Annotated in this window: 16 protein-coding genes; 8 read left to right on the top strand and 8 right to left on the bottom strand. The window is 37.7% G+C overall.

The window, feature by feature from the left end; all coding sequences use genetic code 11:
• Nucleotide 1: 1 nt before the first annotated feature.
• Complete coding sequence (locus NBC122_RS12095) at nucleotides 2-781, top strand: zinc ribbon domain-containing protein (RefSeq protein ID WP_133440620.1); 780 nt, start codon at nucleotides 2-4, stop codon at nucleotides 779-781.
• 66 nt (nucleotides 782-847) lie between these two features.
• Here NBC122_RS12095 and NBC122_RS12090 read toward each other — a convergent pair whose 3' ends face one another.
• A complete protein-coding gene (locus tag NBC122_RS12090; RefSeq protein WP_133440619.1) occupies nucleotides 848-2,047 on the bottom strand; it encodes a pyridoxal phosphate-dependent aminotransferase in 1,200 nt (399 codons plus the stop codon).
• 102 nt (nucleotides 2,048-2,149) lie between these two features.
• Here NBC122_RS12090 and rsmG point away from each other — a divergent pair, with 102 nt between their 5' ends.
• Nucleotides 2,150-2,785: a 16S rRNA (guanine(527)-N(7))-methyltransferase RsmG gene (gene rsmG / locus NBC122_RS12085; protein ID WP_133440618.1), complete on the top strand. Its 636-nt coding sequence runs from the start codon at nucleotides 2,150-2,152 to the stop codon at nucleotides 2,783-2,785.
• 131 nt (nucleotides 2,786-2,916) lie between these two features.
• Here rsmG and NBC122_RS12080 read toward each other — a convergent pair whose 3' ends face one another.
• The 4 genes from NBC122_RS12080 to NBC122_RS12065 form a co-directional block, all read right to left on the bottom strand.
• Nucleotides 2,917-4,440, bottom strand: coding sequence for a carbon-nitrogen hydrolase family protein (locus tag NBC122_RS12080; RefSeq protein WP_133440617.1), 1,524 nt, complete (start codon nucleotides 4,438-4,440; stop codon nucleotides 2,917-2,919).
• Nucleotides 4,441-4,459: 19 nt separating this feature from the next.
• The gene (locus NBC122_RS12075) at nucleotides 4,460-5,509 is read right to left on the bottom strand and encodes an anhydro-N-acetylmuramic acid kinase (RefSeq protein WP_133440616.1); all 1,050 of its coding nucleotides are present in this window, start codon (nucleotides 5,507-5,509) and stop codon (nucleotides 4,460-4,462) included.
• A 74-nt stretch (nucleotides 5,510-5,583) separates the two neighbouring features.
• Nucleotides 5,584-6,174 carry an LPS export ABC transporter periplasmic protein LptC gene (lptC, locus tag NBC122_RS12070; protein WP_133440615.1) on the bottom strand — a complete coding sequence of 197 codons (591 nt, stop codon included), beginning with the start codon at nucleotides 6,172-6,174 and terminating at the stop codon, nucleotides 5,584-5,586.
• Nucleotides 6,175-6,177: 3 nt separating this feature from the next.
• Nucleotides 6,178-7,452, bottom strand: a complete 1,275-nt coding sequence (locus tag NBC122_RS12065) for a hypothetical protein (protein ID WP_133440614.1) — start codon at nucleotides 7,450-7,452, stop codon at nucleotides 6,178-6,180.
• Nucleotides 7,453-7,741: 289 nt separating this feature from the next.
• Between NBC122_RS12065 and NBC122_RS12060 the strand changes: the two genes are divergently transcribed.
• Nucleotides 7,742-8,860, top strand: a complete 1,119-nt coding sequence (locus tag NBC122_RS12060) for a DNA polymerase III subunit (protein WP_133440613.1) — start codon at nucleotides 7,742-7,744, stop codon at nucleotides 8,858-8,860.
• A gap of 26 nt (nucleotides 8,861-8,886) precedes the next feature.
• Here NBC122_RS12060 and NBC122_RS12055 read toward each other — a convergent pair whose 3' ends face one another.
• Nucleotides 8,887-9,096, bottom strand: coding sequence for a hypothetical protein (locus tag NBC122_RS12055; protein WP_133440612.1), 210 nt, complete (start codon nucleotides 9,094-9,096; stop codon nucleotides 8,887-8,889).
• Nucleotides 9,097-9,303: 207 nt separating this feature from the next.
• On the opposite strand from NBC122_RS12055, the gene NBC122_RS12050 reads away from it, so the two are divergent.
• The 4 genes from NBC122_RS12050 to NBC122_RS12035 all read left to right on the top strand — a co-directional run bounded on the left by NBC122_RS12050 (nucleotide 9,304) and on the right by NBC122_RS12035 (nucleotide 14,029).
• The gene (locus NBC122_RS12050) at nucleotides 9,304-9,921 is read left to right on the top strand and encodes a TetR/AcrR family transcriptional regulator (protein ID WP_133440611.1); all 618 of its coding nucleotides are present in this window, start codon (nucleotides 9,304-9,306) and stop codon (nucleotides 9,919-9,921) included.
• A complete protein-coding gene (locus NBC122_RS12045) occupies nucleotides 9,905-11,224 on the top strand; it encodes a TolC family protein (RefSeq protein ID WP_133440610.1) in 1,320 nt (439 codons plus the stop codon). Before NBC122_RS12050 ends, NBC122_RS12045 begins: the two co-directional genes overlap by 17 nt.
• A 42-nt stretch (nucleotides 11,225-11,266) precedes the next feature.
• Nucleotides 11,267-12,379, top strand: coding sequence for an HlyD family secretion protein (locus NBC122_RS12040; RefSeq protein WP_133440609.1), 1,113 nt, complete (start codon nucleotides 11,267-11,269; stop codon nucleotides 12,377-12,379).
• Nucleotides 12,380-12,451: 72 nt separating this feature from the next.
• The gene (locus NBC122_RS12035; protein ID WP_133440608.1) at nucleotides 12,452-14,029 is read left to right on the top strand and encodes a DHA2 family efflux MFS transporter permease subunit; all 1,578 of its coding nucleotides are present in this window, start codon (nucleotides 12,452-12,454) and stop codon (nucleotides 14,027-14,029) included.
• A gap of 88 nt (nucleotides 14,030-14,117) precedes the next feature.
• Here NBC122_RS12035 and ligA read toward each other — a convergent pair whose 3' ends face one another.
• Complete coding sequence (gene ligA / locus NBC122_RS12030) at nucleotides 14,118-16,118, bottom strand: NAD-dependent DNA ligase LigA (protein ID WP_133440607.1); 2,001 nt, start codon at nucleotides 16,116-16,118, stop codon at nucleotides 14,118-14,120.
• 313 nt (nucleotides 16,119-16,431) lie between these two features.
• Here ligA and cax point away from each other — a divergent pair, with 313 nt between their 5' ends.
• On the top strand, nucleotides 16,432-17,490 hold the full coding sequence (cax, locus tag NBC122_RS12025; protein WP_221343577.1) for a calcium/proton exchanger: 1,059 nt from the start codon (nucleotides 16,432-16,434) through the stop codon (nucleotides 17,488-17,490).
• Between the two features lie 236 nt (nucleotides 17,491-17,726).
• On the opposite strand, the gene NBC122_RS12020 is transcribed toward cax, so the two are convergent.
• Complete coding sequence (locus tag NBC122_RS12020) at nucleotides 17,727-19,799, bottom strand: alpha-ketoacid dehydrogenase subunit alpha/beta (RefSeq protein WP_133440606.1); 2,073 nt, start codon at nucleotides 19,797-19,799, stop codon at nucleotides 17,727-17,729.
• Between the last annotated feature and the right edge of the window lie 99 nt (nucleotides 19,800-19,898).

Raw genomic sequence — 19,898 nt, 5'->3', positions numbered from 1 at the left:
TATGGCTAAAAAAACAGTAGAAATCGCCGTTGAAGACAAACTAAGAGCACTTTACGACCTACAAATCATCGATTCAAGATTAGACGAAATCCGTAGCACAAGAGGCGAATTGCCAATTGAAGTGGAAGATTTAGAAATTGAAATCGAAGGTTTAGAAAAAAGAGCTGAGAAATTTCAAAGTGAGATTAAACTTCAAAACGATGAAATCAATACAAAGAATGAAGTGATCAGTCACGCAAAAACTTTGATTGATAAATATAAATCTCAGCAAGATAACGTAAGAAATAACAAAGAATTCGAATCTTTGGATAAAGAAATTGAATTTCAGGAATTGGAAATTCAACTTTCAGAAAAAAGAATCAATGAATTTAGTGTAAAAATAAGCCATAAGAATGAAACTTTAGACGAGTTAAATTCGAAAATAGCTGATTTGAAAAATCACTTGAAATTCAAAAAAGAAGAACTCGAGAATTTAGTTTCTGAAACTCAGAAAGAAGAAGATTTCCTGATTGAAAAATCAAACGAATTCGCTAAAAATATTGATGAAAGATTATTGGCTTCTTACCACAGAATCCGTACGAATTCACCAACCGGTTTAGCAGTAGTAGGTTTAGAAAGAGGTGCGCCGAAAGGATCATTCTTCACATTGCCTCCACAAAAGCAAATGGAAATTGCTCAACGTAAAAAAATCATTATCGACGAGCATTCAGGAAAAATCCTGGTGGACGACGATTTGGTCAACGAAGAAAACGAGAAAATGAAAGATATTATTAAATTTTAATTCTTTCTCACAATAAAGAAAACCGGTTTGAAATTTTCAAACCGGTTTTTTTATGGGATATCTTTTTTAGCTAATTTCAACCTTTTCTAAAAATTCGTGAATTCGCCTCATCGCTTCTGTGAGTTCTTTTTCAGACGCAGCGTAGGAAAAACGGATACAGTTAGGATTACCAAAAGAAACGCCGCCGACCGTTCCCACATGGGCATTTTCTAATAGGAACATCGCGAAATCATCGGCATCTTTAATCAGAGTTCCATTTAAAGTTTTACCGATGTAAAAAGAAATATCAGGGAAAAAGTAAAATGCTGCTTTCGGATAATTTACTTTGAAACCGGGAATATTTTTTATTAATGAAAAAACCAAGTCCCGTCGTTTTTTAAATTCTTCAATCATAAAACGATATTCAGCCGGATCGGTTTGCAATGCTGTGATGGACGCTTTTTGAGCCATGGTATTGGCGCCGCTTGTCATTTGTCCCTGAATTTTCTCACAGGCTTTTGCCAACCAGGTCGGACAGGCAGAATAGCCAATTCGCCAACCCGTCATCGCAAATGCTTTCGACATCCCGTTGATTACGGCTGTTTGCTCATAAACCTGCTGAAATTCTGCAATCGAAGTATGCTTTCCTTCATAATTGATAAACTCATAAATCTCATCAGAGATAATCGTTATTTGAGGGTATTTTGCAATAACATTTGCAATACTTTCAAGTTCTTCATACGTATAATAACTTCCCGATGGATTGCACGGAGAACTGTAAAGCAGGGCTTTTGTGTTTGGTGTAATTGCTTTTTCGAGTTGTTCCGCGGTCATTTTAAACTCGGTGTCGATCGACGTTTCCACGAAAACAGATTTTCCACCCATCATTTTCACCATTTCATCGTAGCTTACCCAGTACGGTGCGGGCAGAATAACTTCGTCGCCATCGTTGATGATGGAAGCAAGTACGTTTATAATCGCTTGTTTGGCCCCATTTGACACACAAATCTGCGAAGCGTTGTATTCTAAATTATTATCTCTTTTTAACTTTGCGCAAATGGCCTCCCTTAAATCCAGAAATCCCGGAACAGGCGAGTAGTGGCTGAAATTATTATTAATCGCCGCAAAAGCAGCTTCTTTAATATTTTTTGGTACATCGAAATCGGGTTCGCCAAGCGTTAGACTGATCACATCGATTCCTTCTGCTTTCATTTGCCGCACTTTGTTGCTCATTACAAAGGTCTGTGAGAAACTCATTCGGTTCAGCCGGTTTGAGAATTTTTCCATATTTAATTTTAAAAGAATCAAAGATAATTTTTTAGTTTGAAAGCGCAAACCAAATTATTGTGAAATCCTTTCTTTACTTTTGTAAAAAAAAAATACTGAAAAATGTCTGTAGAATTAATAGAAAAATATTTTCCTGATCTTTCCGAAAATCAAAAAACACAATTCGCTGATCTTGAACGGTTATACCGGGAATGGAATGAAAAAATCAACGTCATTTCCAGGAAAGATATGGATTCACTCTACGAAAAACATATTCTGCATTCTTTGGGAATTGCTAAAATAATGGAGTTTGCACCGAATACAAAAGTTCTGGATATCGGTACCGGCGGTGGTTTTCCTGGAATTCCGCTGGCGATTTTATTTCCAGAAGCTCAGTTTACTTTGGTGGATTCTATTGGTAAAAAGATTACCGTTGTGAAGGAAGTTTCGGAAGGAATTGGGTTGAAAAATATAACCGCAATCCACGGAAGGGCTGAAGAGGTGAAAGATCAGTTTCATTTTGTAGTCAGTAGAGCGGTTACTCAAATGCCGGTTTTTCTGCGTTGGTTAAAAGGTAAATTTTTAAAAGAGCAGTTTAATCCAAAACATAATGGTGTTCTTTATCTCAAAGGTGGCGATTTAGGAGAAGAACTTGCAGGGTTAAAAGCAGAATTATTTCAACTCAAAGATCATTTTGAAGGTGAATTTTTTGAAACTAAAAAAGTGGTATATTTATCTAAAGGAAATTTTAATTCCTGATCAAAAACATTATTTCACTTAGAACCTGTCAATATTTTGATGATTTTGTAAGTGCATTAGTTTGTAAAGAGAATTGACTTCTATTTTAAAAAAACTAAAATCCCGAAACTAAAAAGTCTCGGGATTTTTATTTATTCCGCTTCCGAATCGGTATTATAGGAAATAGTGTCGTATAAATCTTTCCGGCGGTCGGTCATCGTTCGTACCGCGCCGTAATGATGCAGTTCTTTCAGCAAATTCAGATCAACATCTACGATTAAGGTCATTTCGGTATTCGGTGTCGCTTCTCCTTTAATCGCGTTGGAGGGAAAGGCAAAATCAGACGGCGTAAAAACAGCGGCCTGCCCATACTGAATATCCATATTGTTTACTCCCGGTAAATTTCCGACACATCCTGCGATCGCAACATAACATTCGTTTTCGATCGCCCTCGCAGACGCACAGTTACGCACGCGCATATAAGCATTTTGAGTATCGGTAAGGTAAGGAACAAACAGAATTTTCATTCCCTGATCGGCCAGAATTCTTGGTAATTCAGGAAATTCAACATCATAACAAATGACCAGACCTACTTTTCCACAATCGGTATCGATGACTTTTATTTCATTTCCACCTTTCATTCCGTAGAATTTTTTCTCGTTGGGCGTGATATGCACTTTTCGGTGTTCATCGATTTTTCCGTCACGGTGCAGCAGATAACTGATGTTGTATAACTCCTCATTTTCTACAAGCGGCATACTTCCCCCAATGATATTGATGTTGTAACCGATTGCTAATTGTGACAGTTTATTTTTTATTTCTTCCGTAAGTTCAGCCAGTTTAAACATGCTGTCTCTTTCGCTCAAATCATTGAAAGGAGCGAGTAGAGGCGTATTGAAAAACTCGGGGAACATGATGAAATCTGATTTATAATCCGCCATTACATTCACGAAAAATTCAACCTGTTCAAAAAACGCATCGATGTCTTTGAAATGCCGCATCTGCCATTGAACCAAGCCCAACCGAATTACAGAATCCTGCATCGTATTTGGTTTCTTGCTGTAATAAATATTATTCCACTGCAGCAAAACTGCATTTTCAGCGGATTGAATATCCTCCGGTAAATAATTTTTCAAAACGCGAACCGGCAGGAAATTATTGGCCAACTGAAAACTTAAAACCGGATCGTAAATTTCTTTTTTTCGAACCTGCTGGATATATTGTCTCGGAGAAAGTTCTGAACTATACAAATGATAATTCGGAATTCTGCCGCCCACGATAATTGATTTCAAATTCAGTTTTTCACAAAGTTCTTTTCTCGCATCGTATAATCTTCGCGCCAGCCGTAGTTCTCTGAATTCCGGATCTACAAAAATTTCGATACCGTATAAAACATTTCCGGTATCAGAATGGGTGTTGAAGGTATAATTTCCGGTAATTTCTTTATAAGTATGATCATCACCGTACAATTCGTACTGTACAATTAAGGAGAGACAAACCGCTGCAATCTTGTTGTCAACAGTAATACAGATCTGTCCGTCGGGGAAGATTTTGATTAACTTTTTAATACTCGTCTTTGACCAGATACTTTCGGACATCGCTGGATATGCTTTTTGCATCGTCTCTCTGAGTTCGTCGTAATCTTCAATTTTTAAAGGTCTAATATCTACTTGCATCTATCTTTTATTTTAATGGTTAAACGAGAAGTCCGGAACAGTGGTTTCGCGAACTTCCGGTGGCTGAAGAAAGAATGTTATCTTCATTAGTTATTCTTAAAACTCCCATGAACGCGAAAATAAGGGCTTCTTTGAAATCGATGATTTCCTTATCGGGAGTACAAATTTCGGTATTGGTTTTACTTAAAATTCTTTCAATTAAAAAGGAATTATACGTTCCGCCGCCAGTAAATAACACTTTGTCGAGTTGAAACCGATTGAATATTTCAGCAATCTGAATGGCGGCGTGCTCTGTAAAAGTCGCTAAAATCACCGAAGGATCTTCATCTTTAAATTCCGGTAAAATATACTGAGAAACCCATTCCATTCCCAATGATTTCGGTGGACTTTTCTGATAATATTTTATGGAATTCAGGGACTGCAAAAGTTGCGGATTTACATTTCCGTTTCTTGCAAAATCGCCATTTTCATCATAGTCTTTTCCTAATTTTTTAGAGAAATGATTCAGCACAATATTGACCGGACAAATATCAAAAGCAATTCTTTTTCCATTTTCTTTAAATGAAATATTCGAAAAGCCACCGAGATTCAGACACGCGCTGTATTCCGGAAAAAGCAGTTCATCGCCGATGGGAACTAACGGTGCGCCGTTTCCGCCCATCAAAACATCCTGACTGCGAAAATCGTAAATCACCGGAATATTGGTCAGGAATTTTATAGCACGGCCATCTCCGATCTGAACTGTGAATTTTTTCTCTGGCTGATGAAAAACGGTATGTCCGTGCGAAGCGATGAAATCTATATTTTTTATTGCGTATTGAATAATGAATTCATTCACCTTTTCACCCAAATAAAATCCGTACTCAGAATTGAGTGAGAAGATTTCTTCTGCGGATAAATGAATGGCATTTCTAAGCCGTTTTTCCCAAGTTTCAGAATAGGGAAAAGTGACGGCGCGCAGAATCTGAAAATTCCATTTGCCGAGTTCATCTTTTTGGAAAGAGGCGTAACAAACATCCAGTCCATCGAGACTGGTGCCAGACATTAAACCCAAAGCATGGAAATTCATAGAATCAAAATTTATTTAAATGTATGAATTTTTGGTGAAAAAATCCATCTTAAGATACAACGCAATCAATCTGCTTATCTTGATTTCTCAGGAATTTTTTGAGCGTTGATGTCGCCGGAGTTATTGTAAAAAGTATATTCAGAGAAATCATCTTTTGCTTTCATTCCATTGGCGCCGACCAAAGTAGAACCATCTTTATCGGTGACATACACCGTGTCTGTTGTATAAATAATCTTTTTTACCTGATCCCAATAAACCGATTGCATGGCAAACATTTGATTTTCATTGCTGATGATTTTTACATTTCCTTTGGCTTCGTAAAACTTCTTTTTTTCATTGAACTTTGCATATTTTGCCGAGATTTTTCCAGGAACATCCGGTTTCTTTTTATCATAAAAAAGAATATTAATCCCCTTTCTGGCAACAATATATGGCGAGTCGATATATTCGAATTTTTCAATGAGTGGAGCAGTGGCGCGCAGTTTTATCATCCCAGAATCCCGCTGGACAATATTGGCATTATTGATAATCTGAGACGGGAAATTATTATTTCTGTTTTTGTTGATCTTGGTAAGGTCTTCGTCACAGGATATTAAAGCAAAAAATATAGCACAACTCAGTAAGCCGGCTATATTTTTATAAAGTATTTCTTTAATGAAATTCATTTTTTAATCATAAAGTCGTTTGTTAAACCACTTATCAGCAAAATTAATTCCGATTTTTAAATTAACAAAATTCTGACGGATCAAATTATTATCAAGCGTTCCTCTTTTCCCTAATTCAAGTCCTAAATCGATACCGCTCATTCTGCTCGCACTTCTATTTTCGAAAGGCAAAGTCATTCCACCGGTAATCGCAAACTGATTGATATTGGTTCCGTTAATCGCTAAATTTCCTTTTTCGTAATACGCTCCATATCGGTAGGTAACACGGGAGAAATAATTTCTGAAGTTATTGTAGTTGGGCAAATACCAACCTCCGGCAGAAATTTTATAAGAATTTTCGTTCACAAAAGGTTTCCCCAAAAACTGAATGGTCTCTCCGTTTTTATAATCCACCTGAGTTCCGACAAACCATTTGGCATCTCTGCCATAACCGGCTCCAAAAGAGAATTCCATAGGAATCAGGTTTTTGTCTTCGCTGAATTTCTCCTCAATAATGCTTTCATTATTTTTGATTTTTCCCGGCGTGTAAAAATAGGTACTGTTGACATATCGGGTTTCCATCTGACCGGTATTTCCGAAAGTGTAAGTTGCTCCTAAGGTCAACTTTCTATCAGTCTGAAATTTTTTCTGATAAGCAGTTCCCAAAGTAAAATTAAAGCTCTTAACTTTATTTTTTGTTTCGTAACCGTTGATCAGTTCAGCATCAGAAGTAGTCAACTCATTAATATCATACAGGTTACCAAAGAAGAAATTAGATCGAAGACCCATTGCAAACTCCGGTGTAATCTGATAAGACATAGCTGCCTGTACCGTACTGAGCGTTCCCTCACCATGGTAAAGACTCATCTGGCTATTTCCGGAATCCAAAACTTCTTTAGTTAAAATAGTGTATTCTTTTGAACTGTAAGGTTGATAACCCAATCCAAATTTAACTTTATTAGAAATTGGGAAGGCAATCGTTAAATTAGATAGATAAGATGAATGCTTGGTTGCACTCATGTTATTGTAATTGGATTTGAAGAAGTTATTTTGATTACTTGCTTCAATTTTCAAAGTGGTTAATTCTAAATTTTTATTGGCTGCCGGGTTGCTGAAATTAAAATTGTTGTTAAAATCCCAAATATATGCAGTAGAAATGCCACCCATTGAACTGATATCAGTCGTGTTATCGTATTTTACATCACCGATTCCAAAGGCAGCGTATGGAGAATTACCAATCGTTTGTGCGTTAAGTAAAAAACCTGCCGCAATCAAAGGTAATACAAAAAATCTTTTCATTCTCTATTTTTAAAAATAATGCGCAAATATCTTAAATAATACTGAACTGTGAAAGTAAGTTTGGTTAAAGTTTGTTAAGCTTATCAGATGGCTATTCAATTTAAACATTTCTGAAAATCACTTTACAGAACTATTCTTCTCAACGAATCATGTCAAAATTAACTGTTTGAATATTGCTAAACAGGTTTTATATTATTTAACATTTATAAGGCCGCTTGTGTTAAAATATCTAAAGATCCTCATCACCATCTCATTCTGAATATCCAGCAAAAATATTTATCTTTGAAGCATGAATTGGGAACAAATTGTAGGTCATCAGGAATTGAAAAACCTTCTGAAAGATAGTATCAGCAACAATCGGGTAAGCCACGCACAATTATTTGTAGGCAAAGACGGATATGGAACGCTGCCCTTGGCAATGGCATTTGCAAAAGAAATTCTAAGAAAGGAAAACGAGCATTCTTCTCCAAAAGTCGATCATCTCAATCACCTCGATCTGCATTTTAGCTTTCCCGTTTTTAAAGCGAATAAAAGCGGATTGACGGCTCAGTTTTTTGATGAATTCCGGGAGATGATGCTGGAAAATCCCTATTCAAATAACGAAGATTGGAGCACAATTTTAGAATCAGAAAATAAACAACTTAGTATTTACGTCGAAGAAATTGATGAAATCAATAAAAAATTCGCCCTGAAAAGTTTTGAAGGCGGCAGTAAAATTCTCATTGTCTGGCAAGCTGACAAAATGAATACGGATGCTGCCAATAAATTTCTGAAGTTTCTCGAAGAGCCACCGAAAAACACTTACATCATACTGACGGCTTCCAACACCGATTTCATGCTTCCGACAATTATTTCGAGAACGCAGATTGTGGAAATCCCGAGTATTAAAGAGGATGATCTCGACCAGTTTTTACAGAACAACAAGGAGATCAGTACAGACAGAAGACGCGAAATAGTTTTTCAGGCACAGGGAAACTGGAATACCGCGCAGAAATTACTGCAGTCTGAAAACACAGATTCCGAATTTGAAGATCAGTTTATCATGTGGGTTCGTGAAGCTTTCCAGGTAAAAAAGAAGCCAGAGTTTTTAAAAAACATTGTTCTTTGGGGAAGAAGAATTTCACTGTGGAACAAAGAAAAACAAATGAATTTTTTAGAATACTGCGCAGAAATGTTCCGGCTGGCGTTACTTCAAAATTACGGCAATGAAAGTCTGGTCTATAAAAAAATAGAGGCGGGCGGTTTCAAATGGGAGAGTTTCTCAAAATTCATCCACGGAGCCAATATTGAAGCTATTTTAGAAGAAATCTCTACGGCAAATTATCATTTAGAAAGAAACGGAAACACCAAAATAATATGGACTGATCTGGGGATTAAACTTTCCCGTTACCTTCACAAAAAACCATAAAAAAACCACCAATAGGTGGTTTCGTTTTAGGCTGCTTTCTTCTTTTCCTCCTTTTTCATGTCACAAGTGCCTTTGCAGTCTTTGTGATCTTTCATAGTACATGCTTTATTGTCTTTCTTGTCACCCATTTTGCATTCTTTTTTGTCCTTTCCGGAACAACAGGCTTTCTTCGGAGCTTCCTGAGCAAATCCCAAAGTGAAAATGGTGATGGCTAACACTGAAATTACTTTTTTCATAAAATTTGGTTTTAATCGTTATTGATATAACGAAGTTAAAATTAATTTTTGGATCGCTCAATCAATTTTATTTAAATTTCTTTTCACAAAAAATCTCACGGTATATTATAGACGATTTCTATATTTATTTACAGAAAAAAAATCAATCAATCGTTTGATTGTTTTCTGTTTTTATTTAAATTTGCACCCTCAAAAAAATGATCTGTCATGATTTCCAAAGAAGAACATATTTTATTACACGCCGAAAAACTCTTTGCTGAAAAGGGTTTTGAAGGAAGTTCTACCCGGGAGATTTCGAAAAAAGCGAAGGTAAATGTTTCGATGATTTCCTATTATTTCGGCTCCAAAGAAAAGCTTTTCGTCAAAATATTCGAAGTGAGAATGAACGAAAGTTTGACATTTAGCAAAGATATTTTAGCCAACGACAATTTGAATGAGTGGGAAAAACTGGTCACTGTTATTAACCGTTATGCGGACCGCGTAAAAACTTTAAAAACTTTTTACCGCATTTTACAAAGAGAGCAGCTGAGCAATAAAAATCCCCATATCGCAGAATTTTTAAAAGAATCAAAAAAAGGATTTCTGGCTATTTACAGCGAACTCATCGAAAAAGGATTAGAAAAGAAAATCTTTACTAAAAGACCACGAATAGAATTTCTGCATTCTACGGTTTCAGGAACCATTTTTACCGCACTCAATACACTTCCTGTTTACAAGGAATTTTTTGAGGGTGATGAAAATTACGAAAATCAGTATTTCGATGAAATTAAAATACATGTCCAAAATATATTAAAACACCTTTTAGGTTATGAAGAAAACATATAGTCCCCTGATTGCGCTGGTTTTCTCGGCCATCGGAATCACGGTTCATGCACAGGAAAAGAAAATGCTGACCCTTGATGAAGCGGTAAATCTGGGAATTCAGAATTCTAAAAATCTTAAAATCGATCAGGCAAAAATCGATCAGGCGACCGCCAATTATCTTGAAGCCAAAAATAACAGACTGCCGAGTTTGAAAGTTTCTGCAAGCGCTCTGGCTTTAGCCAACGCCAATGTTGATCTCAAGGTTTTGCCACCTTCTACAAATGGAGGAAGTACTGCACCAAAAGCAAATTCTGCTTTCTATGGAAACGTTGCTGCTTCATTGCCGATTTATGCAGGTGGCCGAATTAAATATGGAATTCAGTCGGCGGAATATTTAGTTGAAGCTTCAAAACTCAGTACAGAGAATGACAAACTGGCGATTGCTTACAACGTTTCGCAAGCCTACAATAATTTGTTTAAAGCCAATCAGCAAATTAAAGTTCTGGAAGATCATCTTACGGCTTCACAAAAAAGAGACGAGTCTTTTCAGAAATTAGAGAACAACGGAATCATCGCCCGAAACGATAAGTTGAAAGCGAATCTGCAGACTTCAGATATTGAACTTCAGCTCTTAGATGCGAACAATAACTTCAATATTGCCAACATCAATATGGATTTACTTTTAGGATTACCTGACGGTACGGAAATCGAAATCGATCCCAATTATATTTCAGAACTCACGGAAAGTCAACCTGTTTCATATTATTTAAACCAGGCCGTTTCTCAGCGGAAAGATATGCAGGCCTTAGATTATCAAAGAAAAGCAGCAGAATTGGGAACAAAAGCGGCCAAAGCGGAGAGTTTACCCACCATCGCTTTAACCGGCGGATATATCGCGGCGGAAATCCCGAAAATTCTGACCATTACCAATGCGGCAAATATTGGAGTGGGAATTCAGTATAATATCGATAACCTCTGGAAAAAGAATTCTTCTTTAATGAGATCTGCGGCTACAGAAAAACAACTTTCTGCGACCAATGAATTACTAAATGACCAAATTAAATTAGAAGTTAACAGAGATTACCAGAACTCGGAGTTTGCGAAAAAGAAAATCGCCGTTTACGAAAAAGCAGCGGCTCAGGCGAACGAAAATTACAGAGTCACCAAAAATAAATTCGACAACGGTTTAGCGACCATCACTGAACTTCTGGATGCTGACACGGCGCAGATTTCTGCCAACGTAAATGTAGTAAATGCAAAAGCTGATGCCGCTTTGGCCTATCGAAAACTTTTGCAGACCACCGGAATTTTGACTTTGCACTAAGCCAACTCAGACTTAAATTAAACTTAAAATATTTTTTAAATAATGGAAGATAATAATACACAACCAGAATTTTTTCCTGAAATCAAAAAGAAAAGATCACTTACTTTTCCGATTATCCTGGCGATCGTTTTAGTCGTCGGCGGAATCATCGGGTACCGAACTTATTCTTATGGTTTAAGCCACGAAGAAACCGATGATGCACAGATTGCATCGAATATGAGTCCGGTAATTTCTAAAATTTCGGGATATGTTTCCGAAGTAAAAGTGCGCGATAATCAGTTTGTGAAAAAAGGAGATACCCTTATTGTAATCGATGACCGCGACCAAAAAATGGCGCTTGCGCAGGCAACCGCAGCATTGGGAACGGCGAGAAGCAATGTACAAACCGCAATTGCTTCTACACATGCAGCTTCTCAAAACATCAATTCTGCCAATGCTGCAATTGCCACAGCCAATGCGCAGATTGAAGCCGCAAAAGTTAATGTCTGGAAAACCTCCCAGGATTTAAAAAGATATGCCAATCTGGTAAAAGATCACACCATCACACAACAGCAATATGAAACTGTTTTGGCGGCAAAACAATCTGCTGACCGGCAGTTACAGGTTTTAGTGGATCAAAAAAATCAGGTGTTGCAACAACCCGGAATTGTAACCTCGCAAACCGCTGCAAGTTCAGAGCAGATCGGTGTAGCCAATTCAATGGTAAGACAAAGAGAAGTAGATGTTGAAAATGCCAAACTCAATCTTTCTTACACTGTAATTCTTGCATCTGAAGATGGTTTTGTTTCTAAAGTTCCTATTCAAAAAGGACAGTTTGTCCAGGCTGGCTCACAGTTATTCAGTCTGGTTAGAGATAATGACAAATGGGTCATTGCCAACTTTAAAGAAACGCAGCTTTCTAAAATGGTGGAAGGTCAAACTGTAGATATTGAAATCGATGCTTTTCCTAAAGAAAAATTCGAAGGTAAAGTGACTTCATTTTCTCCGGCAACAGGTTCTTCATTCTCAATTCTTCCTCCGGATAACGCAAGTGGAAACTTTGTAAAAGTCGTTCAGAGACTTCCGGTAAGAATAGATTTTGTAAAATTAAAACCGGAAACCGCAAAAAAACTTCGTGCGGGAATGAATGTGAAAACAACCGTGAATTTAAAATAATATTGGATTAAAGATTGGGTATTTTTCAAAACTCATCCCAATCCATCCGATATCAAATATCCAGCAATAAAAATGCAAGAGGATTTATTAGTAGAATACGGCGCAAGGCGTGTCATCATAACCCTTACGGCCATTCTTTGTGCACTTCTGGAAATTGTAGATTCTACAATTGTGAATGTGGCTTTGAATGACATGAAAGGGAATCTGGGAGCCACACTTTCTGAAGTTGGCTGGGTCATCACGGCTTACGCCATTGGGAATGTAATTATTGTCCCGATGACAAGTTGGTTGTCCCAACAGTTCGGAAGACGGAATTATTTTGCCGCTTCCATCGTTATTTTTACCATATTTTCATTTCTCTGCGGAAACGCAAGCAGCATTTGGGAACTGGTTTTCTTCAGATTAATGCAGGGAATCGGTGGTGGAGCATTATTGGTGACGTCGCAAACGATTATAACCGAATCTTACCCGCTTGCAAAACGGAGTATGGCGCAGGCGATTTATGGTTTGGGAGTGATTATCGGGCCCACTTTAGGACCGCCTTTAGGAGGTTATATCGTAGATAATTTCAGCTGGCCATATATTTTTTATATTAATATTCCCATCGGGATTGCAGCAACATTACTGACTTTACAGTTCATCCGAAGTCCTAAATTTTCTGAAAAAAGAAAAGCGAAAGATGTCGACTGGCTGGGAATCGGTTTGCTTGCTGCATTTGTCGGCTCGCTGCAATACATTCTTGAAAAAGGACATGAGGACGACTGGTTTGACAGTAAAGTAATTATTGTTCTTACTGTAGTTGCGGTCATTGGATTTATACTTTTCCTTTGGCGGGAACTTACGTTCAGATATCCTATTGTAGAATTAAGAGTTCTGAAAAACGGAAATTTAAGAATAGGTACCGTTATGTCATTTATCCTTGGATTCGGTTTATATGGATCTACCTTTATTGTGCCGCTTTATACCCAAAGTATCATGGGCTGGACGGCGCTGGAATCCGGCGCATTGATGATACCTGCGGCCTTAACTACTGCCGTCATGATGCCGATTATCGGGAGATTACTCACCAGAGGCGTCAAACAGCAGATTTTGGTTTCGCTCGGATTGCTGCTTTTCTTTGTCTACAGTTTCTGGGGCTACAATATTATCACGCCGGATACCGGAAAATCTGATTTTTTCTGGATGCTGATCGTAAGAGGTGCTGGTCTTGGTTTACTGTTTATTCCGATTACCTCATTGGCTTTAAGTACTTTGAAAGGTCAGGAAATTGGTCAGGGAGCGTCGTTCACCGGAATGATGCGTCAGTTGGGAGGTTCATTCGGAATTGCGGCGATTACTACTTTTATCTCTAATCAAACTTCAATTCACAAGGCTGCTTTATCAAGTCATTTAGATGCAAACAGTTTAGATGTACAACAGAGAATCGCCGGACTGAAAGCGATGTTTCAGGCCAAAGGATTCACACCCGATGTTGCCTTGCAGTCTGCCTATAAAATTCTGGATTTATCAGTATTGAAGCAGGCAACAGTTTTATCTTACATGGATGTTTTTCTCTACCTGGGAATCTTGTTTTTGATCTGTATTCCGTTTGTTTTATTTGTAAAAGAACGAAAAGGAAAAGCAAATATTGATTTAGGAGATATGCATTAATAAAATAAAAATCAGGAAGCTCCCTTTATTTTTCAAAAATAAAGGGAGCTTCCAATTTAAACCGTTTTGTTTTTTACGCTTTAAAATATTACTTGATCAGGTCCAGGAATTCCTGTTCATCCAGAATCTCGATTGTTCCGATGTCCTGGGCTTTTTTCAGTTTACTTCCGGCCTTTTCGCCCACAACCAGATAATTCAGATTTTTAGAAACCGCCGAGATATTTTTGCCGCCGTGTTTTTCGACCATTTCTTCGGCAGCTTCTCTCGTAAATAAAGAAAGTTTCCCCGTGAAAAGGAAGGTTTTGTTTTCCAGAACAGTGCTTAAAACTTCATTGGAGTTTTCTCCTTTTTCCAATTGAACGCCGTAAGATTTCAGCCGTTCAATCATTAAAATATTTTCAGGATCATTAAAGAAATTCACAATACTTTCCGCAATTTTTCCGCCGATATCTTCTACCTGCATCAGTTCTTCTACAGTCGCATTTTTCAAGGCATCGATGGAGTCGAAATTTTTTGCCAGTTTCTTGGCAACTGTTTCTCCGACATGTTTAATTCCGATTCCGAACAGTACTTTTTCAAATGGAATTTCTTTTGATTTTTCAATTCCGTCAATAATATTCTGCGCTGATTTTTCGGCCATTCTTTCCAACGGAAGAATTTGTTCTTTTGTTAAAACATAGAAGTCTGCGGGATTTTCAACGAGTTTTGCGCGGTACAGCTGTTCGATGGTTTCTGCTCCTAAATTATCAATATTTAAAGCTTTTCGGGAAACGTAATGAATCATTCTCCCGATAACCTGTGGCGGACAGTGCAAATCATTCGGACAGAAATGAATCGCCTGATCTTCAATTCTCACCAATTCCGTTCCGCATTCGGGACAGTGCGTGATGTATTGGATTTCTTTGTTTTCGGGATTTCTTTTTTCTAAATTAATTCCTACAATTTTTGGAATAATTTCACCGCCTTTTTCAACATAAACAAAATCATGTTCATGCAAACCGAGTTTTTTTATAATATCTTCATTGTGTAAACTGGCTCTTTTGACGATGGTTCCAGCCAATAACACAGGTTTCAGATTCGCAACAGGCGTGATAGCACCGGTTCTTCCAACCTGATAAGTCACGGATTGTAATTCGGTTTCCACCTTTTCAGCTTTGAATTTGTAAGCCATAGCCCAACGCGGCGATTTGGCGGTGAAACCCAATTTTGACTGCTGCTGAATTGAATTTACTTTTAAAACAATTCCATCAATTTCAAAAGGAAGTTCATGCCGGTGCTGATCCCAATAATTAATGAAGTCTTTGATTTCATCTAAATTCTTACATAATCTTGCCTGCTCAGAAACGTTGAAACCCCATTTTCTAGCATTTTGCAAGAGTTCCCAATGTGTTGCTGCCGGAATTTCAGAAGAGATAAACTGATAAAGAACGGCTGAAAGTTTACGCTTGCTCACTTCTGCCGAATCCTGCATTTTCAAACTGCCTGACGCCGTATTTCTTGGATTCATAAATAAGTCCAAACCTTCTTCTTCGCGGCGGAGATTTATTTTATCAAAGTTTTTTCGGGTCAGATAAATTTCACCACGCATAAAAAACTGACGGGGAAAGTCGCCTTTCAGTGTTAAAGGAATATCTGAAATCGTTTTCACATTTGCTGTGATTTCGTCGCCCTGAAAACCATCGCCACGGGTGACCGCCTGTTTCAGTTTTCCATTTTCGTATAAAATAGAAATTGAAGCGCCGTCATATTTCAGTTCAGCTACAAATTCTACGGGTTCATCAATGGTTTTGATGATGCGTTTTTCCCAGTCTTCCAAATCATCGAAATCATAAGAATTATCCAAAGAATACATTCTGAATTGATGTTGAATCGTTGGAAAATTTTTAGTGATTTCACCACCAACACGCAAGGTAGGAGAGTTGGGATCGTAAAATTCTGGATGTGCTTTTTCCAACTCCTGAAGTTCTTTCAGCTTCAAATCAAATTCGAAATCTGAAATGGTAGCTTCATCTAAAATGTAGTAATTATAATTATGCTGATGAAGTTCCGCACGCAGTTCTTCTATTTTTTGCTGAATGTTTTCGGGCATCTTTTCAAAGGGTTTGTACAAAAATACTAAAACCTTTAAAACTTCTAATTGAATATTTATAATTTCATAATCATCTCCCAAATCAGTTGAAATAATTTACACTCAATTTCTTGATATTAAAAATATCTTCTTTACCATAACTAATTATACATCAGACAAAAATGAAAATTTTATTTTTTGGAAATGAAAAAAATGGAAAAAGATTGAAATGAATAGCCGAAAAACCAGAGATCCGATGAAGGGAAATATGCAGCAAAAAAATAAAGAAATTGCATCGATATTTTCCTTAATTTTATTTATCTAATATTTAACGATGCAGAAAAAAGATATTTTATTAATGAGTGGTGCTTTTTTGGTTGCTGCTGCGACGGGTTTTGGGACTCACGTGGGATTTAATGCTGTGCTGTTATTTGTATTGTCAGCAGTATCGTTGGTTCTGGTAGCGATGATTGTTGGAAAAGCTACGGAACAGCTTGGAAGCCGAATGGGACCTGCTTCGACGGGAGTTTTGCAATCTGCTTTAGGAAATTTACCAGAACTTTTTGTGTGTATTTTTGCTTTACGCGCAGGATTGGTTACGGTTGTGAAAGCAGCATTAATCGGCTCAATTCTGGGAAATTCGGTATTGGTATTCGGACTGGCGATTTTGTTTGGAGGTTTGAAAAATGGGCGGCAATATTTTCATTCAGAACCTCCAAAAATGAATGCTATTCTCATGATTTTGGCGTTTGCTGCGATGGCGGTTCCTACATTAACTTTTTATTTTCATACGCCGGCCGAAAGTCATATCAACATGCTGGATATCATTGTCTCGGTAGTTTTGCTGATTGTTTTTGGGGCTTTTTTGAGTTTTTCTATAAAAGGTGACACATCTGTAATTCCCAATGATGACACGGAAAAGCACGAAGCAAACTGGTCGATGCCCGTTACTTTAATTGTTTTGGCTGCTGCCGGAATTGGTGCTGCATTTGTATCGGATTGGTTTGTGGAGGCGCTGAAACCAGCGATGGATTCTTTAGGAATCAATGATGTTTTTGCTGGTTTAATCGTGGTTGCCATCGCCGGAAATGCCATTGAAAATTTGGTGGGAATTCAATTGGCTTTAAAAAATAAAGCAGATTACGCGGTGAGTGTGATTATGAATTCTTCGCTTCAAATTGCGCTGGTTGTTTATCCGCTGCTGATTTTAATTTCTTTCTTTTTGGGAGGCGCAATTTTGTCGTTCGTCCTGAGCCCGCTTTTGTTGGCTGCTTTGGCGCTTTCCGTTTTGGTAAGTGCGTTCATCGTATTTGATGGTGAAAGTATTTGGCTGGAAGGCGTTGCCTTAATTGGCCTTTATATTATTATTGCAGCGGCTTTCTGGTGGGGATAATTTCTATAAAAACAGTTGTCACAAAGTTACTTTTCTGACCTTCAAATCTTAATTTTCCTGAATAACTTAATGTTAAAAAAAGTGCTTTTTTTTAAGACTTTTAAACCTAAAAGGTTTACCGTTATTTTAGTAAAAAAATATTAAGTCCTTAAAACCAAAAACTTAATGGTGAAAATATCAGCATTAAGTTTTTGGTTTTAAAATGAAATCTGAAAGAGCAAAAACTAAAATTTATTTTAATAATTCAGCATTTCTCCAATTTTGTTAGCCAGTTTCTCCGCATTTGGAAGCATTTCTTTTTCCAAAACCAAATTAATAGGAACAGCCGGTAAATTCAAAGACCCCATCGCTTCAACCGGAGCATCTAAATATCGGAAACATTCCTTTGAAATTCGGTGTGCAAATGCTTCTGCAAAAGAATTATTGAGTTGTTCTTCCGTTAAAACCAGACATTTTCCGTGCAGTTTTGTGCGTTCAAAAACCAGTTTTTCATCCAAAGGAATTAAAGTTCGTAAGTCGATAATTTCGACTTTTCCTGCAAAAGTCTTTGCGGCTTCTTTTGCCCAATAAACGCCCATTCCGTAGGTGACGATGAGCATGGTTCTTCCTTTTTCAGTTTCATTTTTATCAGCTTCTAAAATAACATTTCCTTTTCCGAGAGGTAAAATATAATCTTCCGCAGGCTCGATTGTTTTCGCCTCTTCGGTTCCGGGAACTTTACTCCAGTACAACCCTTTGTGTTCCAGCATTAGGACAGGATTTGGATCATAGAACGCCGCTTTTAACAATCCTTTGAAATCGGCTGCGTTGCTCGGATAAGCCACTTTAATTCCCTTAATATTGCATAAAATACTTTCGACGCTTCCGCTATGATAAGGTCCGCCACCACCGTAAGCACCGATCGGAACGCGAATGATATTGCTCACGGGGAATTTCCCGTTGCTTAAATAACACGATTTCGAAACTTCGGTAATCAACTGATTGATTCCTGGATAAATATAATCAGCGAACTGAACTTCCACAATCGGTTTCAAACCAACCGCGCTCATTCCGACCGTAGAACCTATAATATAAGCTTCCTGAATTGGCGTATTAAACACTCTTTTGTTTCCGAATTTTTTACCTAAAGTCACTGTTTCGCGGAATACGCCGCCAATTCTTTCACCAACATCCTGTCCATATAATAAAGCCTCGGGATGTTTCCACATGATTTCCTGAATGGCGTGAATGGCTGCATCGACCATTACAATTTTTTCCTGACCTTGTGGTTCTCTTTCGCCCACTTCTTCGGTAACTGAAGTAGGAGCGAAGACGTGGTTTTCTACGGTTTCAGGTTTTGGATCTTCCGCTTCGACTGCTTTTTGAAAAGCCTGCTCGACTTCTAATCTGGCTTTCTTTTCTATCTGTTTTAAAAGATCTTCATCGCTTCCTTCTTCCAATAAACGTTTTCTCAAAAGGCTTCCCGGATCTTTTGCGCGGTGTTTTTCTAAATCTTTTTCGTCACGGTAAAATTCCCTGCGAACGCCGGAAGTGTGATGACCGATGAGAACCGTACTGGCACAAACCAACATCGGTTTTCTTTCTGTTCTCACAAAATCGACGGCTTTTTTCATGGCTTCGAAACTTGCTTCGAAATCGGTTCCGTCGACTTTCATTCTATTTAAACCTACAAATCCTGCTGCGAAATCATACGCATCGGAAGTTCGGGCTTCTTCTTTGGTTACCGAAATTCCCCATTCATTATCCTGAACCAGGAAAATAATCGGCAATTGATGAAGCGCGGCAAACTGAAAAGCTTCTGAAACTTCGCCTTCTGTGATTGAGTTGTCACCAAAACTGCAAACCACAACAGGGTTTTGTTCGTATGTTTTTAAATTGAATTCCTGAATATATTTGATTCCCTGCGCAACTCCTGTGGTAGGAATTGCCTGCATTCCTGTTGCGGAACTTTGATGAATGATTTTCGGAAGGTTTTCTTCCCGACTCGATGGATGCGAATAATAAGAGCGTCCGCCAGAAAATGGATCGTCGGATTTTGCCAATAACTGCAACATCAATTGATAAGGTTCAAAACCTATTCCTAAAAGCAAACTTTCGTCGCGATAATAGGGCGAAACCCAGTCTTCTTTGGTGAGTTGATAAGCAGTAGCAAGCTGAATGGCCTCGTGACCGCGGGAAGTAGAGTGTACATATTTGCAAATATTCCTGTTTTCTTCGTAAACATCTGCAGTTGCTTTGGCAATCATCATGTGCCTGAATGCTTTCAGTAAAATCTCTTGAGAAACTTTTTGTTTTGTATCAATTTCCATAGTTAACAAAGATAAAAATTTTAATGGAAGGTGAAAAATATTAAATTTTAAAGCATCACTTTATGCCAGATTTATTTTCATTTAAATTAAAAATAATGT

It is taken from the genome of Chryseobacterium salivictor, from assembly GCF_004359195.1.
GTDB classification, from domain to species: Bacteria; Bacteroidota; Bacteroidia; order Flavobacteriales; family Weeksellaceae; genus Kaistella; species Kaistella salivictor.
The sequence above is the reverse complement of the archived record's forward strand: the minus strand, read 5'-3'. Positions and strand labels throughout refer to the sequence as shown.

Bases quoted from the DNA above. Each gene is read 5' to 3' on its own strand.
- NBC122_RS12095 (WP_133440620.1), top strand. From the start codon at position 2: ATGGCTAAAAAAACAGTAGAAATCGCCGTTGAAGACAAACTAAGAGCA.
- NBC122_RS12090 (WP_133440619.1), bottom strand. From the start codon at position 2,047: ATGGAAAAATTCTCAAACCGGCTGAACCGAATGAGTTTCTCACAGACC.
- rsmG (WP_133440618.1), top strand. From the start codon at position 2,150: ATGTCTGTAGAATTAATAGAAAAATATTTTCCTGATCTTTCCGAAAAT.
- NBC122_RS12080 (WP_133440617.1), bottom strand. From the start codon at position 4,440: ATGCAAGTAGATATTAGACCTTTAAAAATTGAAGATTACGACGAACTC.
- NBC122_RS12075 (WP_133440616.1), bottom strand. From the start codon at position 5,509: ATGAATTTCCATGCTTTGGGTTTAATGTCTGGCACCAGTCTCGATGGA.
- lptC (WP_133440615.1), bottom strand. From the start codon at position 6,174: ATGAATTTCATTAAAGAAATACTTTATAAAAATATAGCCGGCTTACTG.
- NBC122_RS12065 (WP_133440614.1), bottom strand. From the start codon at position 7,452: ATGAAAAGATTTTTTGTATTACCTTTGATTGCGGCAGGTTTTTTACTT.
- NBC122_RS12060 (WP_133440613.1), top strand. From the start codon at position 7,742: ATGAATTGGGAACAAATTGTAGGTCATCAGGAATTGAAAAACCTTCTG.
- NBC122_RS12055 (WP_133440612.1), bottom strand. From the start codon at position 9,096: ATGAAAAAAGTAATTTCAGTGTTAGCCATCACCATTTTCACTTTGGGA.
- NBC122_RS12050 (WP_133440611.1), top strand. From the start codon at position 9,304: ATGATTTCCAAAGAAGAACATATTTTATTACACGCCGAAAAACTCTTT.
- NBC122_RS12045 (WP_133440610.1), top strand. From the start codon at position 9,905: ATGAAGAAAACATATAGTCCCCTGATTGCGCTGGTTTTCTCGGCCATC.
- NBC122_RS12040 (WP_133440609.1), top strand. From the start codon at position 11,267: ATGGAAGATAATAATACACAACCAGAATTTTTTCCTGAAATCAAAAAG.
- NBC122_RS12035 (WP_133440608.1), top strand. From the start codon at position 12,452: ATGCAAGAGGATTTATTAGTAGAATACGGCGCAAGGCGTGTCATCATA.
- ligA (WP_133440607.1), bottom strand. From the start codon at position 16,118: ATGCCCGAAAACATTCAGCAAAAAATAGAAGAACTGCGTGCGGAACTT.
- cax (WP_221343577.1), top strand. From the start codon at position 16,432: ATGCAGAAAAAAGATATTTTATTAATGAGTGGTGCTTTTTTGGTTGCT.
- NBC122_RS12020 (WP_133440606.1), bottom strand. From the start codon at position 19,799: ATGGAAATTGATACAAAACAAAAAGTTTCTCAAGAGATTTTACTGAAA.